The sequence below is a fragment of the Cellulosimicrobium sp. E-16 genome, assembly GCF_049913115.1.
GTDB lineage: Bacteria > Actinomycetota > Actinomycetes > Actinomycetales > Cellulomonadaceae > Cellulosimicrobium.
The window spans coordinates 3,660,131-3,679,772 of sequence record NZ_CP183974.1; the positions used below are offsets into that span (position 1 = coordinate 3,660,131).

General features: G+C 73.7%; 14 protein-coding genes and 1 tRNA gene. 4 read left to right on the forward strand and 11 right to left on the reverse strand.

Annotated features, from left to right (window positions below; all coding sequences use genetic code 11):
* Nucleotides 1-89 precede the first annotated feature (89 nt).
* Complete coding sequence (locus ACN9MS_RS16040; protein ID WP_426309459.1) at nt 90-566, reverse strand: MarR family winged helix-turn-helix transcriptional regulator; 477 nt, start codon at nt 564-566, stop codon at nt 90-92.
* A 131-nt stretch (nt 567-697) separates the two neighbouring features.
* Here ACN9MS_RS16040 and ACN9MS_RS16045 point away from each other — a divergent pair, with 131 nt between their 5' ends.
* On the forward strand, nt 698-1,297 hold the full coding sequence (locus tag ACN9MS_RS16045; protein WP_426309460.1) for an isochorismatase family protein: 600 nt from the start codon (nt 698-700) through the stop codon (nt 1,295-1,297).
* 19 nt (nt 1,298-1,316) lie between these two features.
* Here the strand turns inward: ACN9MS_RS16045 and rsmI are convergent, their stop codons facing one another.
* Complete coding sequence (gene rsmI / locus ACN9MS_RS16050; protein ID WP_426309461.1) at nt 1,317-2,207, reverse strand: 16S rRNA (cytidine(1402)-2'-O)-methyltransferase; 891 nt, start codon at nt 2,205-2,207, stop codon at nt 1,317-1,319.
* Between the two features lie 34 nt (nt 2,208-2,241).
* On the opposite strand from rsmI, the gene ACN9MS_RS16055 reads away from it, so the two are divergent.
* Nucleotides 2,242-3,996 (forward strand): dolichyl-phosphate-mannose--protein mannosyltransferase, encoded by a 1,755-nt coding sequence (locus ACN9MS_RS16055; protein ID WP_426309462.1) that lies wholly within the window; start codon nt 2,242-2,244, stop codon nt 3,994-3,996.
* A gap of 4 nt (nt 3,997-4,000) precedes the next feature.
* On the opposite strand, the gene ACN9MS_RS16060 is transcribed toward ACN9MS_RS16055, so the two are convergent.
* Both ACN9MS_RS16060 and ACN9MS_RS16065 read right to left on the reverse strand, forming a co-directional pair.
* The gene (locus ACN9MS_RS16060; protein WP_426309463.1) at nt 4,001-5,506 is read right to left on the reverse strand and encodes a family 20 glycosylhydrolase; all 1,506 of its coding nucleotides are present in this window, start codon (nt 5,504-5,506) and stop codon (nt 4,001-4,003) included.
* Between the two features lie 96 nt (nt 5,507-5,602).
* Nucleotides 5,603-7,231, reverse strand: coding sequence for a hypothetical protein (locus ACN9MS_RS16065; RefSeq protein ID WP_426309464.1), 1,629 nt, complete (start codon nt 7,229-7,231; stop codon nt 5,603-5,605).
* Nucleotides 7,232-7,420: 189 nt separating this feature from the next.
* On the opposite strand from ACN9MS_RS16065, the gene ACN9MS_RS16070 reads away from it, so the two are divergent.
* Nucleotides 7,421-7,921 (forward strand): DUF4190 domain-containing protein, encoded by a 501-nt coding sequence (locus ACN9MS_RS16070; RefSeq protein WP_426309465.1) that lies wholly within the window; start codon nt 7,421-7,423, stop codon nt 7,919-7,921.
* An 81-nt stretch (nt 7,922-8,002) separates the two neighbouring features.
* On the opposite strand, the gene ACN9MS_RS16075 is transcribed toward ACN9MS_RS16070, so the two are convergent.
* The 6 genes from ACN9MS_RS16075 to ACN9MS_RS16100 form a co-directional block, all read right to left on the reverse strand.
* The gene (locus ACN9MS_RS16075; RefSeq protein WP_426311911.1) at nt 8,003-8,854 is read right to left on the reverse strand and encodes a formylglycine-generating enzyme family protein; all 852 of its coding nucleotides are present in this window, start codon (nt 8,852-8,854) and stop codon (nt 8,003-8,005) included.
* Between the two features lie 212 nt (nt 8,855-9,066).
* Nucleotides 9,067-9,139: transfer RNA gene (locus ACN9MS_RS16080), tRNA-Ala, on the reverse strand.
* Nucleotides 9,140-9,203: 64 nt separating this feature from the next.
* Nucleotides 9,204-10,466 carry a hypothetical protein gene (locus tag ACN9MS_RS16085; protein WP_426309466.1) on the reverse strand — a complete coding sequence of 421 codons (1,263 nt, stop codon included), beginning with the start codon at nt 10,464-10,466 and terminating at the stop codon, nt 9,204-9,206.
* A gap of 61 nt (nt 10,467-10,527) precedes the next feature.
* A complete protein-coding gene (locus ACN9MS_RS16090; RefSeq protein ID WP_426309467.1) occupies nt 10,528-11,178 on the reverse strand; it encodes a GNAT family N-acetyltransferase in 651 nt (216 codons plus the stop codon).
* Between the two features lie 197 nt (nt 11,179-11,375).
* Nucleotides 11,376-13,832: a GH36-type glycosyl hydrolase domain-containing protein gene (locus ACN9MS_RS16095; protein ID WP_426309468.1), complete on the reverse strand. Its 2,457-nt coding sequence runs from the start codon at nt 13,830-13,832 to the stop codon at nt 11,376-11,378.
* A gap of 66 nt (nt 13,833-13,898) precedes the next feature.
* Nucleotides 13,899-16,145: an NTP transferase domain-containing protein gene (locus ACN9MS_RS16100; protein ID WP_426309469.1), complete on the reverse strand. Its 2,247-nt coding sequence runs from the start codon at nt 16,143-16,145 to the stop codon at nt 13,899-13,901.
* Nucleotides 16,146-16,324: 179 nt separating this feature from the next.
* Here ACN9MS_RS16100 and ACN9MS_RS16105 point away from each other — a divergent pair, with 179 nt between their 5' ends.
* On the forward strand, nt 16,325-16,957 hold the full coding sequence (locus ACN9MS_RS16105) for a 5-formyltetrahydrofolate cyclo-ligase (protein ID WP_426309470.1): 633 nt from the start codon (nt 16,325-16,327) through the stop codon (nt 16,955-16,957).
* A 111-nt stretch (nt 16,958-17,068) separates the two neighbouring features.
* On the opposite strand, the gene ACN9MS_RS16110 is transcribed toward ACN9MS_RS16105, so the two are convergent.
* Nucleotides 17,069-19,612 carry a penicillin acylase family protein gene (locus tag ACN9MS_RS16110; RefSeq protein ID WP_426311912.1) on the reverse strand — a complete coding sequence of 848 codons (2,544 nt, stop codon included), beginning with the start codon at nt 19,610-19,612 and terminating at the stop codon, nt 17,069-17,071.
* Nucleotides 19,613-19,642: the final 30 nt, after the last annotated feature.

The window sequence follows — 19,642 nt, forward strand, 5'->3', positions numbered from 1 at the left end:
CCCGGGCGCGGGGGTGCGCGCGGGTCGCGGGTCTCGCAGGGTACGCCTGCTGCCGGACGCCGCGCGTCCCGTCTCGTCGGGACGCGCGCTCAGCCCTCCCAGCCGAGGTTGCGCGCCATGCGCTCGAGCGTCGCGACCGTCTGGGCGTACTCCGCGCGGCTCACGCCCTCGGCGACGCGCTCGCGCGCGAGCGACACGGCGTCGAGCAGGTCGTGGTAGGCATGGTTGCCGGCGACGGTCACGGACAACCGGCCCGCGCCGTCGCGCGCGACCCAGCCCCGCCGCACGAGGTCGTCGATCTCGGCCGTCACGGCGCTCGCCCCGTGCCCGACCCCCGGGGCGGCGCCCGTGAACGGCGACAGCACGCCGTCGACGCTCGTCTCCTCGCTCACGCCGTCCCGGATCGTGTTGAGCACCTGCCAGTGTCGGCGCGTGAGCCCCGAGTGCTGGAACACGCCGTCGAAGCTCTCGTCGATGAGCCGGTCGACGAGCTTGAGCCAGTACCCGATAGGCCGTTCCGCCGCGCCGGCCGGAGGGGTCGTGGCGGGCGTCGGGTCGTCGCTCATCGGGTACCTCCCGGGTGCTCGGGTCACGGCTGCTCCCACTCTCGCACCCGCCCGCGCGACGCGCCCGGCGGGCCCCGCTGCCGCGCCCGCTGGCTCCCCCACGCCCCCGGCCCGGGTGGCAGAGTGGGCGCATGAGCGAGAACACTCCCGCGGTGCGCCGCGCGCTGATCGTCGTCGACGTCCAGCCCACGTTCTGCGAGGGCGGGGAGCTGGGGGTCGAGGGCGGGAACGCCGTCGCCCAGCGCATCGCCGACCACGCGCGCGACCACCGCGACGCCTACGACCTCGTCGTCACGACCCAGGACTGGCACGTCGACCCGGGCGAGCACTGGAGCCCGGAGCCGGACTTCGTCGACACGTGGCCGCCGCACGGGATCGCGGGCACCCCGAACGCCGAGCTGCACCCCGCGCTGGCCGACCTCGCGCCTGACGCCGGGGTGAAGAAGGGCGAGTACCAGGCCGCGTACTCCGGCTTCGAGGGGGTCGACGTCGGCGGCCGGCCGCTCGCGGACGTCCTGCACGACGCAGGGATCGAGGCGGTCGACGTCGTCGGCATCGCCGAGTCGCACTGCGTGCGCGCGACGGCGCTCGACGCCCACGCGCTCGGCCTCGCCACCCGGGTCCTCACCGACCTCACCGTGCCGGTCACGCCCGAGCTCGGCGCCGCAGCGCGCGAGGAGCTCGCCGCGGCGGGCGTCGCGCTCGAGCCGAGCGCCGCCGTCGGGCGCTGACGGCCCGTCCCGCGCGGGCTCAGCGGCGGCGCGCCTCCAGCGCCGCTGCGTAGAGGTCGCGCTTCGCGACCCCCGCGTCCTGGGCGACGTCCGCGACGACCTCCTTGAGCCGCTCGCCGCCGTCGACGCGCGCGAGGACTCCCGGCACGAGCTCGGTGAGCGGGACCGGGCCGCGGGGCGGCGCGCCACCGACCACGACGCAGATCTCCCCGCGGAGCTGCTCCTCGGCGGCGCGCTCCGCGAGCTCGGCGAGGGGCCCGCGCAGCACCTCCTCGTACGTCTTGGTGAGCTCGCGCGCGACCGCGGCGGGCCGGTCCGGGCCGAACGCCTCGGCCATCGCGGCGAGCGTCTCCGCCACCCGGTGCGGCGCCTCGAAGAACACGAGCGTGCGCGGCTCGTCGGCGAGCGCGGCGAGCGCGCGCGACCGGTCGCCCGCCTTGCGCGGCAGGAAGCCCTCGAAGCAGAAGCGGTCCGTCGGGAGGCCCGAGAGCGCGAGAGCGGTGAGCACCGCGCTCGGCCCGGGCGCCGTCGTGACCGGGACCCCGCGCTCGACCGCGCGCGCGACGACGCGGAAACCCGGGTCGGACACGCTCGGCATGCCCGCGTCGGACACGACGAGCACCGTCCCGCCGTCGTCGACGACGTCGAGCAGGTCGTCCGCGCGGTCGGACTCGTTGTGCTCGTGGAAGCTCAGCACGCGACCACCGACCTGCACGCCCAGCCGGCCCGCGAGCGCGTGCAGGCGGCGCGTGTCCTCCGCCGCGACGACGTCCGCCTCCGCGAGCAGCCGCCGCAGCCGAGGGCTCGCGTCCTCCGCGTTGCCGATCGGGGTGCCGCCCAGCACCAGGTGCCCGGCCTCCCGCGGGGTCGTGGGCCGGTCGGCGTCGGGCGCGTCGGTCGAGGAGGACATGGTTCCCAGGGTTCCACACCCGTGTGCCCCTACGATGGCCAGCGTGTCCCAGCCGCCCGCCGACGCGCACCCCGGACCCCGGCACGCGACCGACGCCCCCGACGAGCCCGGCGACGCGTCGGCCCAGCCGTCCGACGTCGAGCCCGACGGCGTTCCTTCAGACGCCGACGCATCGCCCTCGCGCCTCGCGCAGGACGCCGACGACGCGCCCGACCTGACCCATCGCGAGCGCCTCCTGCTCGCCCTGCTCGGGCCTCGCCGTCTGGCGCTGGGGGCGACCGCGCACGACCGGCTGTGGGGGTGGCTCGGGGTCGCGATCGTCGCCGCCGTCGCGGCCGTGCTGCGGCTGTGGAACCTCGGCCGCCCGGGCACGCTCGTGTTCGACGAGACGTACTACGTCAAGCAGGCGTGGACGCTGCTCCAGGTCGGGTACGAGGCCGACTGGCCCGAGGAGCCGAACCCGGCGTTCGAGGCCGGGGACGTGAACTCGTTCCTCCCGACCGCCGACTACGTGGTCCACCCCCCGCTCGGCAAGTGGATGATCGCGCTCGGGATGAGGTTCTTCGGTGGCGCGGAGAACCCGTGGTCGTGGCGGATCGCGTCCGCGGTCGTCGGGGTGGTCGCCGTCGTGCTCGTGGCGCGGATCGCCCGGCGCCTGTTCGCCTCGACGGCGATGGGGATCGTCGCGGGCGCGCTCATGGCCGTGGACGGCGAGGCGATCGTGCACTCCCGCACGGGTCTGCTCGACAACATGCTCATGATCTGGGTGCTCGTCGCGTTCGGGTGCCTGCTCCTCGACCGCGAGCAGGCGCGCCGGCGCCTCGCCGAGCGCTGCGGGGCGATCCTCGACGCGGGCGCGAGGATCGGTCGCTACGGCCCCGGGCTCGGGTGGCGGTGGTGGCGGTTCGCCGCGGCCGTCGCGCTGGGCCTCGCGTGCGGGGTCAAGTGGTCGGGGCTGTACTTCCTCGCCGTCCTCGCCGTCGTGTCGGTGCTGTGGGACGCGACGGCGCGGCGCACCGCGGGCGTCGGGCGCTGGTGGGAGGACGCGCTCGTGCGCGACGCGATCCCGGCCGCGCTCGTCATGCTCCCGACGGCGGCGCTCGCCTACCTCGCGTCGTGGACCTCGTGGTTCCGGAGCCCCGGGGCGTACATGCGCCAGTGGGCGCTCGACCACCCCGGCGAGGGGGTCCAGTGGCTCCCGCCCGGCCTGCGGTCGCTGTGGGAGTACCACCTCAAGATGTGGGACTTCCACAACGGGCTCACGTCCGAGCACACCTACGAGGCGCACCCGCTCGGGTGGATCCTCCAGTGGCGCCCCACCTCGTTCTACTGGCGCTCCTACGACCCTGGCGAGGCGGGGTGCGAGGTGGAGCGCTGCGCCCGCGCGATCACGTCGCTCGGCAACCCCGTGCTGTGGTGGACGGCGGCGCTCGCGATCCTCGTCGCGCTCTGGGCGCTCGTGCGGCTCAAGGACTGGCGGGCGCTCGCCGTGCTCAGCGGCATCGTCGCCGGGTGGGCGCCCTGGTTCCTCTACGCCGAGCGGACCATCTTCACGTTCTACTCGATCGTGTTCACGCCGTGGGTCGTGCTCACGCTCGTGTACGCGATGACGCTCGCGCTCGAACGCACCGAGCACCGCCCGGTCGCGCGAGCGCGCGTGAAGGTGGTGCTCACGGTCCTGCTCACGACGATCGGCGCCGTCAGCGTGTTCTTCTACCCCATCTGGACGGCGTGGCAGGTGCCGTACTGGTTCTGGCGCCTGCACATGTGGCTGCCGACCTGGATCTGACGCGTCACCAGTCGACCTGCGCGGACTCGTGGAACGCGATCCCCGCGCGGCGCCAGACGTGCGCCTCGCGGGCGACGCGGCGACGGAAGCCGTCCCAGTCCTTGCGGTCCGGAGCGGTCCAGCCGACCTCCGCGACGGCGCTCAGGCGCGGCAGGAGCATCGTGAACAGCGCGTCGAGCGTCGGGATGCGCTCGGTCCACACCGCCGCCTCGACGCCCTCGATCGTCTCGACCGGCAGACCGGGCACGACCGCCTCGGGCTCCCAGTCGTAGGAGTCGCGCACCTCGACGAGGCCGGCCCAGTCCTGCCCCAGGGCGGGGTCGAACTCGGCCGTGTAGCGCATGTCGAGGTAGACGCGGTTCGCGGGCGACAGGATGACGCGCGCCCCGGACTTCGCGGCGTCGACCAGGTACGTGAGGTCCATGGGGTGCGTGTCCCAGTACTGCACGATCGTGCCCGGGCGCAGCGGCGCCTTCGCGGCCTCCTGCCACGCGACCGGCTTCTTGCCGGCCTCGAGCACCAGGCGCTCGCACAGCTCGACGAACTGCGCGTACTCCGCGGGCTCCATCTTCAGCACCTCGTCACCGCCGAGGTGCACGTGCTCGCCGTCCGTCGCGTGCGCCAGGTCCATGAAGACGTCGCGCAGGAACGGCTCCGTGGCCGGCAGGTCGAACGTGAGGCGCGAGAAGCCGACCTCGATGCCGGAGTAGGCGTCGGTCGCGACGCCGTCGGGCATGAGGTCCCCGTACACGTGCGTCGCCGCGTTGATGTGGCCGGGGACGTCGATCTCCGGCACGACCCGCACGAAGCGCTCCGCCGCGTGGTCCTGCAGCGCGCGGAAGTCCGCGAGCGACAGGTGCCCGCCCTTCCCGCCCGACGTGTCGCTCCCCGAGGAGAGCTTGGCGAGCTCGGGCCGGGACGGCGACTCGATGCGCCAGCCCTGGTCGTCCGTGAGGTGCAGGTGGAGCACGTTGAGCTTGTACGCCGCCGCGACGTCGATCACGGCACGCAGCGCGTCGAGGCCGAAGAACGTCCGCGCGAGGTCCACGGACAGGCCGCGCCAGGGGTAGCGGGGCGCGTCGTGCACGACGACGTGGGGCACCCGCGCGGGCTCGTCGCCCGGGCCGGGCGCCTCGACGAGCTGCCGCAGCGTCTGCACCGCGTGGAGCAGCCCGGCGGGCTCGGCGGCGGTCGCGGTGATCCCGGCCTCGTCGACGACCAGGCTGTACCGCTCCGGGCTCGTGGAACCCTCGGGACCGGCCGGCTCGTCGACCCGGAGCACGAGCGCGGTGGGGGTCGGGGAGCCCGACCCGGCACCCGCCGTGGCGCCCGACGCCGGGTCGTGGTGCGTCGCGGCGACGCCGTCGAGGCCGCTCAGGAGCGAGGCGGCCAGGTCCCCGAGCCACGGGGCGGTCCGCTCGAGACGAAGCGCGTGGACCTCCAGCGTGGCGACGGGAACGTGGCCCGTCCCGGGCTCGACGTGCAGGGGCTGGGGGATGACCGAGACCATCGGGTACCTCGTCGTCTGGCTGGGATCGAATCGATTCGGCTTTTGCGAGCGACACACCCTAACCCGCCGCTCGGGGCGCGGCCAAGCGCCCCCGGACTAGCGCGAGGGCGCGACGTACCGCGGGCTCGGGTCGAGCGAGAGCACGCCCTCGACGTCACGGGCCGGGTCCGACGAACCGGTCGTCCAGCCGCCGGCCACACCCTGCGGCAGCCCGTCGAGGAGCAGCCCCCAGTCCTGCACCCGTGCGGCGTAGCTGTCGCCCGAGGTGGACTGCAGGACCACAGCCGCCTCCCCTGACCCCAGGTCGAGGTCGGACGCCCCCCGGATCGCGTCCCCGTCCGAGCGCTGGAGCACGACCAGCTTCTGCGGGAGCCCCTTCGTCCGCACGACCTCGCCGACCGCGTCGATCGCCGCGCCCAGCTCGGCCGCGTCCACGGTGCCGGCCGGGGAACCGTCGCCGACCCGGCGCGCGTCGACGTCGAGCGCCACACCCACGGTCGGGCGGGCGAGGACGTCCGCGTACTCGGTCACCTGCTCGTCGAACGACGCGCGGCCCGGTTCGAGGCGCAGCACGACCATGACCCCCGCCTCGGACGCCGCGTCCACGAGCGGCACCAGCTCCTCGGCCGGGATCTCGGTCGAGTAGTCCCGGTCCTCGCCGGGGTTCGACGACGCCCGGGTCGCCGGGACCTCGAGCACCGGGACCACGGTCTCCTCCGGCACGGCCTCCGCGTACGACGCCGCCGCGTCCTGCGCGCGCGTGACGGCGTCGGACACCGCCCACTCCCCCACCGCCTCGAGCCCGGAGGTCACCGCGTCCGCCTCGACCGCCACGTACCGCACGCCGTCGGCGAGCACGAGCTGCGACCCGCTCGGGAGCAGGTCGCCGGCCTCGGCCGCGCGCAGCCGCCACCCCAGGTCCTCCGCGGACCCGAAGCTCGCCCCGATGCCCACGACCGCGAGCGCCTTCGCGGCCGCGAGCGCGTCGATGACCTCCGCCGAGGAGCGCGGGTCGCCCTGCGGCACCTCGAGCGGCACCGCCCCGGCCGCACGGGCGGTCGCGATCGCCGCGGACTGCGGGCCGCCGGGCGCGTCGAGCCCCCCCGGCTCCGTGAGGGCGAGCACCTCGGTCAGCGTCTCCGGCTCGCCGCGCTCGGGCAGCGCGGCGCGGACGTCGTCGAGGTCGTGCGGATCGAGAGCACCGTCGGCGCCGAGCGCCCCCACGTCGAGCAGGACCCGCTCGACGCCCTCGACGTCGCCCAGCGTCGCGCGCTCCGGGGTCTCACCCGTGTCGTCCTGCCCGGGGGGCGCGTCCGCCTCGCCGACCTCGACGGCCGCGACCGTGCCGAGCCGGGCGAGCTCCGTGCGCAGCCCCCCGTCGGAGATGGCGCCGCCGACCAGGAGCACGGGCGCGGCGAGCTCGACCGCCGCGGCGGCGGCCGTGGCCCGCGCCGCCTCGTCGTCGGCGACGGCGAGGACGACGACGGGTGCGGACGTGAAGAACGCCTGGCTGCTCGTCAGGGCGAGCTCCGCCGGATCGGTCGAGTCCAGCACGAGGACGCCGTCGCTGGGCTCCGCGGCACGGGCGACGAGCCCGGTCTCGTCCGAGGACGGTCCGTCCGCCTTCGCGGTCTCCGCGGCGCAGCCACCGAGCGCCGCAACGGCACCGAGACTGAGGACGACGGGGAGGGCGACAGGGACGAATCGGACCTTCCGAGAGTTCACGCCCCCATCATCGCGCATGCCCCACGGCTCGCAGACCCACGGATGTGTGGGACTCGTGACGGTCGGCCCGTCGCGTGGACGGCGGACGAACCGCCGACCCGTGTCGGGGACGCGCCGCGGGCGGTCGGGACGGCGGGCGGCCTCGACCGGCATACTGGCCGGGCCCGAACCCACCGCCGAGGAGATCGCATGTCGACCCCCGACCAGCCCGACCAGAACCCGCAGCCCGGCGGGACGCCGTCCGGACCGCCCTCGTACGGCGCTCCGCAGCCCGGCCAGCCCCAGCAGCCGCCGCAGGCCCCGCAGTACGGCGCCCCGCAGGCGCCCCAGTACGGCGCACCGCAGGCACCGCAGTACGGAGCCCCCCAGGGTGGCACCCCCGGATACTCCGCCCCGGCCCAGGACCCCGGCAAGACGATGGGCATCGTCGGCCTCGTCCTGTCCTTCCTCGGCTGCCTCTCGATCGTGGGCCTGATCCTCAGCATCATCGCCTTCAACAAGTCGAAGAAGGCCGGCTACAAGAACGGCGTCGCCCTCGCGGGCATCATCGTCGGTGCCGTCGTGCTGGTGATCTCGATCGTCGTGGGCATCATCATCGGCGTTACCACGTCCGCCGTCATCGAGAAGTGCGAGGAGCTCGGGCCGGGCACGCACTACGAGAACGGCATCGAGTACACCTGCCCGGGCTGACCCGCGACTCGTCGGCCTCCGCGCGCGATCCGAGCACGCGAACGAGGGCCCTCGCCGACCGGCGGGGGCCCTCGTCGTCCGTCAGCCCGCGTCCGCGGCGCAGCGGAACCCGAGGTGCGTCGTCGCGCTGTCGTCCGACTGCGGGGAGCGGGCCGCGGGACGGTACCGGCGGCAGTACTCGGGCGCGCACAGGTGCGACCCTCCCTTGGTGGCGCGCAGGACCTGCGGCGACGTCGTCGGCGCCAGGAGATTCGGCCGCGCACCGGCGTCCGGCCCGCGCGTCCCCGGGACGACGTGACGGGGGGCGAAGGTGTCGGCCGTCCACTCCCACGTGTTCCCGACGAGGTCCACCAGCCCGTACGCGTTTGGCTCGTACGAGCCGACGGGCGACGTCCCGCCCCAGCCCTCGTTCAGGTACGGGAACCGGCCCTGCCACGTGTTCGCCCTCGGACGCCCGCCCGGCGCCAGCTCGTCGCCCCACGCGAACTCGGCGTCCTCCAAACCGCCCCGCGCGGCGCGCTCCCACTCGGCCTCCGTCGGGAGGCGGCGGCCCGCCCAGGCCGCGTAGGCCGACGCGTCCTCGAACGCGACGAGCACCACCGGGTGGTCGGGGCGGTCGTCGACGTCGGAGCCCGGCCCCTGCGGCGCGCGCCACGACGCCCCCGGCTGCCACCGCCACCACTGCCGCCAGTCGCGCAGGTCGACGGGACCGGCCGTCGGGGTGAACACCAGGCCTCCCGGCACCAGGTCCGCCGGGTCGGCCCCCGGGAAGTCGGCCGGGTCGAGCGCGCGCTCCGCGACGGTCACGTAGCCGGTCTCCGCGACGAAAGCCGCGAACTGCGCGTTCGTCACCGCGTGCCGCTCGAGCAGGAACGGCTCGACCTCACGGACGTGCGCCGGCCCTTCCTCCGGGTAGTGCCGGTCGGAACCCATGCGGAACGTCCCGCCGGGGACGGGGACGAGCTCGGTGAGCGCCACGCGGCCAGCATAGGTGCGACGTGTGCGGACGACGCAGAGGCCAGCATCCGTCGCGAGGGTTTCTGACCGTCGGCGCGGGAGGGCGCCAAGAGCCTGATATCACCGCAGAAAAGACGAGACCCTCGCCTTCGCAGGTCGTGGACCTGGTCTGGCGAGGGTCTCTCCGGTGGAGCTAGGGGGATTCGAACCCCCGACCTTCTCATTGCGAACGAGACGCGCTACCAACTGCGCCATAGCCCCTCAAGCGAGGAACAGACTAGCACCCCGGGGGCGGGGTCTACCAAACCGGCCACCCCCGGGGGAGCTACTGCCCTGCAGCCCGACGGCGGGCGAGGATCTCGTTGAGGTCGAGACCCAGCGTCTCGGTCGACGGCTTGCGCTCGTCGCCCGCGGCGGGCTCGGGCGCGCCGGACGACACGTCCACGACGACCTCGACCGCGGCGGCCGGCGCGGGTGCGGCGCCCGCCCGGGCGGGCGAGACGACGTCGTCGTCCGTGAGCGGGACGGGCTCGCGGCGCGGTGCCGTGGGCTTCATCGTGTACGTCGGAGGCGGCACGGGCACCGGGTCCCAGGCGCGACCCGACGGTACGTGGTCCTCCTCGACGACCTCGACGACCTCCGTCACGTCGACCGACACCTCCGTGACGACCACGGAGGTCACGCCCGAGCCGCCGCGAGCAGTGGCGGGCTCCTCGGAGCCGGAGTCGTCGGCCGCGGTCGTGCTCGACGCGGTCGTGCGCTCGCGCGGTGACGAGGCGGAAGCCGCGGACGTCCCGGAGAGCCCCGCCGCGGTGGCGTTCGCCCGCGCGAGGTCCTGGGGCGTGACGCGCGGGATCATCTGCGTGCTCACCTGCGACCCGTGCACGGCGCGGCCGGTGACGCGCGGACGGGCGCCCCGGGGCGCGGGCGGCGCCCCCAGGACGGTCCCGCGCGCGACACGGGCGGCGGCACGACGCTCGGCCAGCCACGCGGCGTCGGACCGCTGCGCGGCGAGCACCGCACGACGGCCCAGCACGAGCACGAGCCCGAGGAACGCCGTCGGGACCACGCCGACCCACCACGGGACGTACCCGAGCGCGACGACGACCCACACCGCGACGCTCGCGAGGAGCAGCACGACCGTGAGCGCGAGACGGCGGCGCGCCGCGGCGGCGCGCCGCTCGAGGAGGGCGAGGCGGGACTGCTCGGACGCCGGCTGACGGCGCGGCGGTGCCCCGCGCGAGGGTGACGCGCTCTCGGTGCTCCCCATGGCGTGCGTTCCCTCCTCCTCGTGCGTCCGGTCCTCCGACCGGCCCTGCGATCCCGCTCCCCCGAGCAGGGGGCGCCCGCCGCCGGCGGGACCGGAGGCGATCGCGGCGACGGTCGTGACGCCGTCGAGCCGCGCGTCCCACCGGTCCATCCCTCCGCCACCCGGGCCGGCGACGGCCAGGACGCGCAGGGAGCCGGAGAAGCGGTCGTCCGTGCGCGCCTCCAGCAGCTGCTGCCGGTGACGCACCCGGTGCGGGACGTAGAACCCGACCCACAGCAGGAACACCGCGAGCGCGACGATCCCCGAGGCCGATTCCACATCACGACCGTAGGCGAGGCGCGCGGCCACGCTCCGCACGCGCTCCGGCGTGTCGGTCGGCTCAGATGGTCTCGCGGCGCTTCGCCTGCCAGCGCGCGAGGAGCCCGTCGGGGACCTCCTCGCTCGTGATCGCGAACGTCCGGTGGTCGCGCCACGCCCCCTGGATGTGCAGGAACCGCTCGCGCACGCCCTCGTCGCGCAGGCCCAGCTTCTCCACGACGCGCAGGCTCGGGCCGTTCTCCGGGCGGATGTTGATCTCGATGCGGTGCAGGCCGAGGACCGCGAAGCAGTAGTCCGTCGCCATGGCCACGGAGGTGGGGATGACGCCGCGGCCCGCGACGTGCTCGCTCACCCAGTAGCCGATGCTCGCGCCGCACAGCGACCCGTACGTGATCGAGGAGACCGTGAGCTGGCCGACGAGCTCGCCGTCCAGCTCGACGGCGAACGGCAGCGACGACCCGGCCCGCGCCTGGGCGGACAGGACGCGGACGTACTCGGCGAACGTCGGCGGGCCTCCCCCGCTGCCGGGGCGCGGCGACGTGCCCTCCCAACGCTCGAGCCAGTCCGCGTTGTGCGCGCGCAGGCGCATCCACGCGTTCGCGTCCCGACGGCGCAGCGGGCGCAGCACGATCGAGCCGCCCAGCGTGTCGTCCCGCAGTGTCACGGGCCACGGCTTGGTGACGGTCCAGCCGCGCGTGATCTTGTGCGTCATCCGGCGGTGACCGTCCTCGGGGAGCTCTCGGCGGGCACGGGCGGGCGCCCGGTCCTCGGTGCACAGGGTGACACCACCGACGGCCCGCGCGCCACCGCGTGGTGGCGCACGGACCGTCGGGTCGTGCCGTGGTCGACGCGCAGGGGCCCCGGGGGCCACGGGCCCCGCGCGTCCGTCGTCGTCAGCCCGAGCGTGGATCAGCCCAGGGTGACGACGACCTTCGCCTCGGTGCCCTCCGGCAGCGCGGGGATCGGGGCCGTCGGGTCGTGCTCGACGCCGTCGACCGTCACGGAGCGCACGCCCTTGGACACGTGGTCGGGGTTGCGGACCTCGATGTCGTAGACGGCGCCGCGCCACTCGCGACGCACCTCGAACCCGTCCCAGTCCTTCGGGATCGACGGGTCGACGACCAGGCCGTCGAGCGCGAGGCGCACGCCGAGGACGTACTTGGTCACCGCGGTGTACATCCAGCCGGCCGTGCCCGTGAGCCACGGGTTCTGCGCCTTGCCGAACCACTCGTGGTCGCGGCCGTAGAGGAACTGGACGTACGCGTACGGCTCCGCGCCGCGCACCTCGATGTTGTCGTTCTGGTGGTACGGCAGGATCGCGTCGTAGAACTGCACGGCCTCGTCGCCGCGCCCGAGCATCGCCTCGGCGATGATCGGCCACGCGTTGGGGTGGGAGAAGATCGCGGCGTTCTCCTTGATGCCCGGGTAGACGCGCGTGACGAAGCCGACCGTGTCGTCGACCTTGGTGAACGCGGGCCAGTTGAGGTGGTTGCCGTACTCGGAGCCGAGCAGCTCGCGCACCGCGTCCATCGACGCCTCGCCGCGCTCCTGGCTCGTGATGCCCGCGATGACGGGCCAGGCCTGGTGCTCGAGGAAGATCTTGCCCTCCTCGTTCTCGGCCGAGCCGATCTTCACGCCGTCGCGCGTGTACCCGCGGATCCACCAGCGGCCGTCCCAGAGCTGGGTGTCCGCGACCTTGGCGATGCGCTCGCGCTCGGCCGTGAACCGCGCGACGTCCGCCTCGGCCCGCTCGTCGCCCGCCGCGGCGAGCGGCTCCGCGATCTCGAGGAACGCGCCGATCGCCCACGCGTGCAGGAACGTCACGAGCGAGGTCTCGCCGCCGCCGAGGTTGAGGCAGTCGTTCCAGTCCGCGCGCAGGCCCAGCGCGACGCCGTTCTGGCCCACCTGCTCCGCGGAGAACTCGAGCGCCTTCACCAGGTGGTCGTACACGGTCGCGGGCGTGCCCTCGGCGAACGGGATCTCCAGGTCGAGGAACGAGCGGTCGCCCGTCTCCTTGACGTACTCGACGACCGACGGCACGAGCCACAGGTGGTCGTCCGAGCACGTGTCCTCGAGGCCGTGGATGAGGTCCTTCGGGTCGACCGTGGGCACGATCGTCGGCGACGGGACGTCGGGCAGCTTCTCCGCGTCGGGGTCGAACGCCTTGGGGTCGAACAGGTGCAGGCCGTACCCGGCCTCCGTCTGCGCGCGCAGGAGCTCGACGATGCGCTGGCGCGTCTTCGTCGGGTTCGAGTGGATGACGCTCATGACGTCCTGCGCGGTGTCGCGGTACCCGAGGCCCGCGCGGCCGCCCACCTCGACGAACGACGCGAAGCGCGACCACTGCACGCACGTCTCCGCCTGGAGGAGGGTCCACGAGTTGATCATCGTGTTCATGCCCTCGTGGGGCGTGCGGATCCGCAGCTTGTCCTGCTTGGTGCGCCAGAACGCGCGGAGCCGAGCGCGCTCGGCGTCGACCGTCGCGACGTCCGAGTACTTCGCCTGGATCGCACGGCCGGCCGCGTCGCGCGAGCCGTAGCCGAGCATGTAGACGAGGCGCTTGGTCTCGCCCGGCGCGAGCATGATCTTGTGCTGGAGCGCACCGCAGTGGTTCTGCGTCGTCGCGGACTCGTTCGAACCGTGCCCGCGCTCGATCGCGATCGGGTTCGCCTCGGAGCGGTACGGGCCGATGAAGTTGTCGCGCAGCGAGTCGTACGACGACGGCGTCTCGCTCGACGCGAAGAAGTGGTACGTCCACGGCTCGTAGTAGAAGTCGTACTCGATGATGCCGTCCTCGTAGGAGGAGCCGGACGCGTAGAGCGACATCTGGAGGTTCTGGTTGTCGATCGTGATCGTGTGGAAGCTGAACTCCACGTACGACCCGACGGTGAGCTCACGCACCTCGTCCGTCGTGTTCGTCAGCCGGACGTCCCAGACCTCGACGTCGTCGTCCACGGGGATGAAGACCGTCTGCTCGGCGTCGACACCCTTGTACTCGGCACGGAACGTCGAGTAGCCGAGCCCGTGCCGGGTCGTCCAACGACCCGCCCCGCCCGCGGGGTCGAGCTCCTCGCCGGGGCCGACGAACGGCTTGCCGACCGGCTGCCACGACACCGACCAGAAGTCGCCGTCCGCGTCGTCGCGCAGGTACACGTAGTGGCCCGGCCGGTCGACCGGGACACCGTTCTGCCGGAAGCGGGTGATCCGGCCGTACTGCGAGCTCTTGTAGTACGAGTACCCCCCGCCGGTGTGCGACAGCACGGTGCACAGGTTCTTGCTGCCGAGGTAGTTCGTCCACGAGACGGGGACGTCGGGGCGCTCGACGACGTACTCGTCGTGCGCGGTGTCGAAGTGGCCGTAGCGCATCGTTGCTCTGGTTCCTGTCGTGGGGTGGGGCTGGGGGCCGGGGGGATGGGGGGTGGTCCGGGGCCGTCAGACGCCGGCGGTGACGAACCCTTGGAGCCACTCGAGCAGCTCGGCGGCCTTCTCGGGCGAGTCCGCCTCGACGAACATGCGCAGGACGGGCTCGGTGCCGGAGAACCGCAGGAGCGCCCAGTTGTCGTTCTCGAGGAGGATCTTGGTGCCGTCGAGGTGGGAGACCGAGACGACAGGGTAGGGGCCGACGTGCGTGAGCGGCTCCGCCTCGAGGCGCCGCGGCACCTCGACGCGCATCTCCGGCGTCGCCGGCACGCCCGCCTCGAGCGTGTGGAGGCGACCCGTGATCTCGTAGATCATCGCGCGCAGCTCGGAGATCCGCTTGCCCGTGCGGGCCAGCATCTCGGCCACCAGGGCGCACGCGAAGATGCCGTCCTTGCCGAGGATCCAGCCGCGGATCGTCAGGCCGCCCGACGACTCGCCGCCGAGCACGGCACCGATCTCCTCCATGCCTGCCGTGACGTGCTTGAAGCCGACCTTGACCTCGCGCGACTCCTCGCCGAAGTGGGCCGCGAGGCGGTCGAGCAGGTGCGTCGTCGCGAGGTTGCGCACGACGCCGCCCTTCTCGCCGCGGACCTCGTGCAGGTACCAGTACAGGAGGAGGAGCAGGTCGTTCGTCGAGATGTACTCGCCGGTCTCGTCGACGATGCCGATGCGGTCGGAGTCGCCGTCCGTGGCCATGCCGAGGTCGTAGCGGCCCCCGCCCTGCTGGATCATCGTCACGAGCGTGCTCAGGCGCTGCAGGTCCGGCGCGGGCGCGACCCCGCCGAACAGGGGGTTGTGCGTCGCGTGGATGAACTCCGAGCGCACGCGCATGTCGGACAGGATCGTGCCGAGCGTGAGCTGGCTCGTGCCGTACATCGGGTCGACGACCACCTGGAGGTCCGAGCCGCGCACGGCGTCCACGTCGATGATCTTCTCGATCGCGTCCACGTACGGGTCGGTGAGCGACCGGTCCACCACGACGCCGGCGCGGCGCGCCACGTCGATGTCGAGCGTGATGACGTCGTCGACCGACAGCGCGTTGGCCTCGTCCTGGTAGCGGTCCGTCTCGTCGTCGAGCGGGAGCGAGCCGTCCTGGCGGAACACCTTCATGCCGTTCCACTCGGGCGGGTTGTGGCTCGACGTGACGATGATCCCGTACGCCGCGCCGAGGTACGGGGCGGCGAACGTCACGAGCGGGGTCGGGACGTCGTCGGGCAGGAGCGTGACCGCGATGTTGTTGCCCGCGAAGACCTCGGCCGCCGCGATGGCCGACTCGCGCGAGAGGAAGCGGCGGTCGCCGCCGATCACGACGCCCTTCGCGTCCAGTCCCCGGCGGATCGTCTCGTTCGCGATCGCCTGGCAGAGCCGGCGCACGTTCGCGAGCGTGTACCCCTCGCCGATGACCGCGCGCCAGCCGCCCGTGCCGAAGACGATCTTGGTGTCCGTGTTCTTCTTCGGGACGAACAGGCGCTTGAGGACGATGTCCGCCGCCTGCGCGAGCTCGTCCGGCGTGTTGATGCCGCGCACCTCGTCGACGTCGACGATCCGGTACGACGAGATGCGCTTCCCCGCGCCGATGACGCGGCGGGCCAGCTCCGTGAGGCGGTGCTCGCCGTCGGACGCCATGCGCTCGAGCTCGCCGAACAGCAGGCCCGGCGCCGCGACGTACGCACCGACGTTGATCTCCGTGCGCGGCCCGGAGACGCCGCCCGCCTCGGACGACTCGAGGATCGCCGTGATCTCGCCCTCGGCGCGCACCACGCGGCCATAGCCGCCCGGGTCGTCCACGACGGCCGAGAGGAGCGAGAGGTCCGCGCCGGTGAGGGTGTGACGCGTGAGCAGGCCGAGGAGCGACTCCGAGCGCAGCAGGGGCGTGTCCGCGTACGCGACCAGCACCGGCTCGTCGACCCCGAGCCCCAGCACCGAGGCGACCGCCCCGCGCGCTGCGAGGACCGCGTCGCCGGTGCCCAGCGGCGCCTCCTGCTCGACGTAGACGACGTCCTCGCCGAGCAGCTCGCGCACCGTCGGGTCGTCGGGCGCCACCACGACGACGATGCGGCTCGCGTCCACCACGCGGCGCACGTTCGCCACCGCGAGCTCGACGACCGTCGCGCTGCCCAGCGGCCGGGACAGGAGCTCGCGCGACGCGGCGTCGTGCCCCGCGGCGAGCACGACGGCGGCCCTCGCGGTCCGGGCGTGGGCGCTCCCCCGCGGTCGCGGGGTCGTCGCGCTGGGCTTCGCGGGCGTCGTCGCGGTCATGGCGTCCTCACTGGTCGACCTCCGTCGGACCACGACCCATTTGTCAGGAGTCCGAACTACTGGCTCCCTCTGATCATAGGCACCCCGGACCCGTCGGCGGAACCCGATCCGGCCCACCAGGGCCGAAGGTCACCCGCGCGGCGTCCGCACGGAACCGCGAGCCGGGTGACAATAGGGACATGAGTGGCCCGGTCCAGCCGTACCCCCTGCACGGAAGCATCGAAGCCGAGGACGCGAAGGAGATCCTCCGCAAGGCCATCCGCACCAACCGCCAGGCGCGGTCCGAGCGGCTCCGCAAGGAAGCGGCCGCCGCGATCGCCGACGTCGTCGAGACCATCCCCGAGGTCGCCGCCGCCACGTGCGTCGCGACCTACGCGGCCCGCCCCGCCGAACCCGGCACCACGGAGATGCTCGAACGTCTCTCCGCACGCGGGGTGCGCGTCCTGCTCCCCGTGCTCGGCGCCGGCCTCCAGCGCGACTGGGCCCTGTACGACGGCCCCGCCGACCTCCAGGTCCGCGCCCCCGGCCGACCGCCCGAACCCGGCACCCCGTCGCTCGGGGCCGAGGCCATCGCACAGGCCGACGTCGTCGTCGCCCCCGCGCTCGCCGTCGACTCGCGCGGCGTCCGTCTCGGCCAGGGCGGCGGCTGGTACGACCGCGCCCTCGAGCACCTGCGCCCCGGGACCAAGGTCGTCGCCGTCGTCTTCCCCGAGGAGGTCTACGACGCGTCCGACCGCCCGCTCCCGGTCGAGTCCCACGACAAGACCGTCGACGCCGTCGCGACCCCCCTCGGCTGGCGCTGGCTCCCGTAGCGTCTCCGGCGGCGGACACCTTCCCGCTGCGCCCGTCCGGACCACGGCTCGGTCGGCCCGTCGCGCTCGGCCTGCCGCCGTGGCGCGACGGCCCCGCGCCCGGACCGGGGACTACGGGACGAGGGTGAGCTCGTCCTTGCTGGCCTCGGCGACGGCCTGCGTGGAGAACGGCCAGTCGTACGTCTCGCCGCGGGCCCAGGTCTGGAGCTGGTCGGAGTAGTGCCTGGACGCCGGGTGGCCGGAGGTGCCGGTGACGGTGACCCAGGTGGAGCCGTCGAGGTCGTCGAGGTCGACGACCATCCGCATCGACGGGCCGGCCGTCACGTCGAACGAGCCGGAGGCCGCGTCCCAGGCCGTCGCGTTGACGATCGACGAGCCGCCGGGCATGCCGACGGGGTCGGGGTTGACCCAGTTGCGGACGGGACCGGGGATGGACTCGCCGCCGAGGATCGGGTGCTCGAGCGCGAGCACGTGGAGCGTGCCCCAGGCCCAGTCGGAGGGCTGCTTGCTCTGCTCCACGGTCAGGTCGAGGCGCGCGGAGACGAGCGCCTGGGTGAGGACCTCGTCGCGCGTCTCGACGACGCTGACGGTCTGGCGGTCGTCCCAGAACGGGTCGGTCGGGTTCTCGAGGAGGTTCTGCACGACGGCGAGCCAGCGGCTCCCGCCGTTGGGTCGCGCCGACTCGGGCAGGTCGTCCCAGAAGGTGAGCTGGAGCAGGTTGCGCCAGACCGCGGCGAAGTACGCGGCCGCGGCGGAGTCGGTGTCCGTCCGGTAGTCCCAGTCCGCGAGGAGCGCCTGGCCCTCGGCCTCGAAGCTGTCGTCGATCTCCTGGTCGAGCAGGAGCGGCACGAGCACCTCGGCGTAGGGGCTGCGGTCGTCGGTCTGGATCTCGTTCATCGTGTCGACGTCGACCGGTCGCCCGGCGGAGATCTCGGCCTCGAGGAGCTGGCGGATGCGCTGCGAACGGTAGCCGTAGTCCCAGTCGGTCGTGAGGAACGGCGCGACGCCGCTGGGCAGGACGGCCTGGTTGGCGGCGACGACGAACCCCTCGGCCGGGTCGACGACGCGCGGCATCTGCTCGCTCGGGACGTACCCCTGCCAGTCGTAGCGCTCGTCGGAGCCGTCGCGGGGCCACGTGCCGTCCGACGGCACCTCGGCGTCGGGCACGGCCTGGCGGACGGGGATCTTGCCGGGCGCCTGGTAGCCGATCTGGCCGTCCACCGTCGCGAAGACGATGTTCTGCGCGGGCACCTCGAACAGCGCCGCGGCGGCCTGCATGTCGTCGGCGTCCTGTGCGAGGTTGAACGCGAAGACCGCGTCGGCGGTGCGGCCCGGCTCGAGCGCGGTCCACTGGAGGGAGACGGCGTACTCGCCCAGGCGCGTGTCGAGGGCGGGGGTGTCGACGGCGGACTCGGTCGCGGGGATCGCCTCGGAGACGATCGGCCCGTGCACGGTCGAGCGGATCTCGAGCTCGACGTCATCGCCTCCGGCGACGCTCAGCGTCTCGGTCCGGGTCTCGAGCGGAACCCACTCGTCGCCGCGCAGGTAGGTGTCGTCCCGCACGCGCTCGACGAAGAAGTCGGTGACGTCGGCGCCCATGTTCGTCAGGCCCCACGCGAGCTGCGCGTTGTGGCCGATGATGACGCCGGGGAACCCGGCGAACGAGAAGCCCGCGACGTCGAACGCGCACTGCGGCCCGACCTCGTTGCAGTGCAGTCCGACCTGCGCCCAGATCCCGGGGGCGCCGAGGCTCAGGTGCGGGTCGTTGGCGAGGATCGGCTTGCCGCTGGCCGTGTGGTCGCCGGAGACGACCCACGAGTTGGAGCCCGTGCCCTCGCCGCGCCCGATGAGCACGGGGACGGCGTCGAGCGCGCGGTCGGCGGCCTCGAGCGCGCCCTGGAGATGGTCGGTGCCGTACGCGGCACGGGCCTCGGGGCCGAGCTCGAGCGCGACCTGCTGGGGGTTGTCGAGATCGCCCGGGTCGAGGATGGGCGCGTTGACGTCGGACGGGTAGGCGGGGAACAGCGCAGCGACGCGCCCCGCGTCCTGGAGCGTGCTGTACGACAGCGCGCGCTCCAGCTCGTCGTCGTAGTTGCCGCGGAGGTCCCACGCCATCGCCTTGAGCCAGGCGAGCGAGTCGACCGGGTCCCAGGGCTCGGGCTCGGCGACGTCGACCTGGAGCCCGAGCACGGTGTACTCGATCGCGATCTCGGACGGGCTGCGGTTCTCGAGGTACGCGTTGACGCCCTCGGCGTAGGCCTGGAGGTACGACTTCGTCTCGGGCGAGACGACGTCCCACTCCTCCTCGGCGACCTGCCGCCAGCCGAACGTCCGCGTCACGGTGTCGGCGGCGATCGCGTCGGGGTTGTCGCCCACGAGCTCGGCGAGCCGGCCCGCGGTGACGTGCCGGCGGTAGTCCATCTCGAAGAAGCGGTCCTGCGCCTGGACGTATCCCTGCGCGCGGAAGAGGTCCTCGGGCGTGTCCGCGTAGATCTGCGGCACGCCCTGGGCGTCGCGCAGCACCGTGACCTGCCCCTCGAGCCCGGGGAGCTCGACCTCGCCGGACGTCTGCGGCAGCGGCCGGCGCACGGTGACGACGACGAAGGCGGCGCCGGCGACGATCGCGAGGACCAGGAGCACGGCGACGCCGATCAGGACGCGCCGTCGTGCCGAACGCCGGCGCCG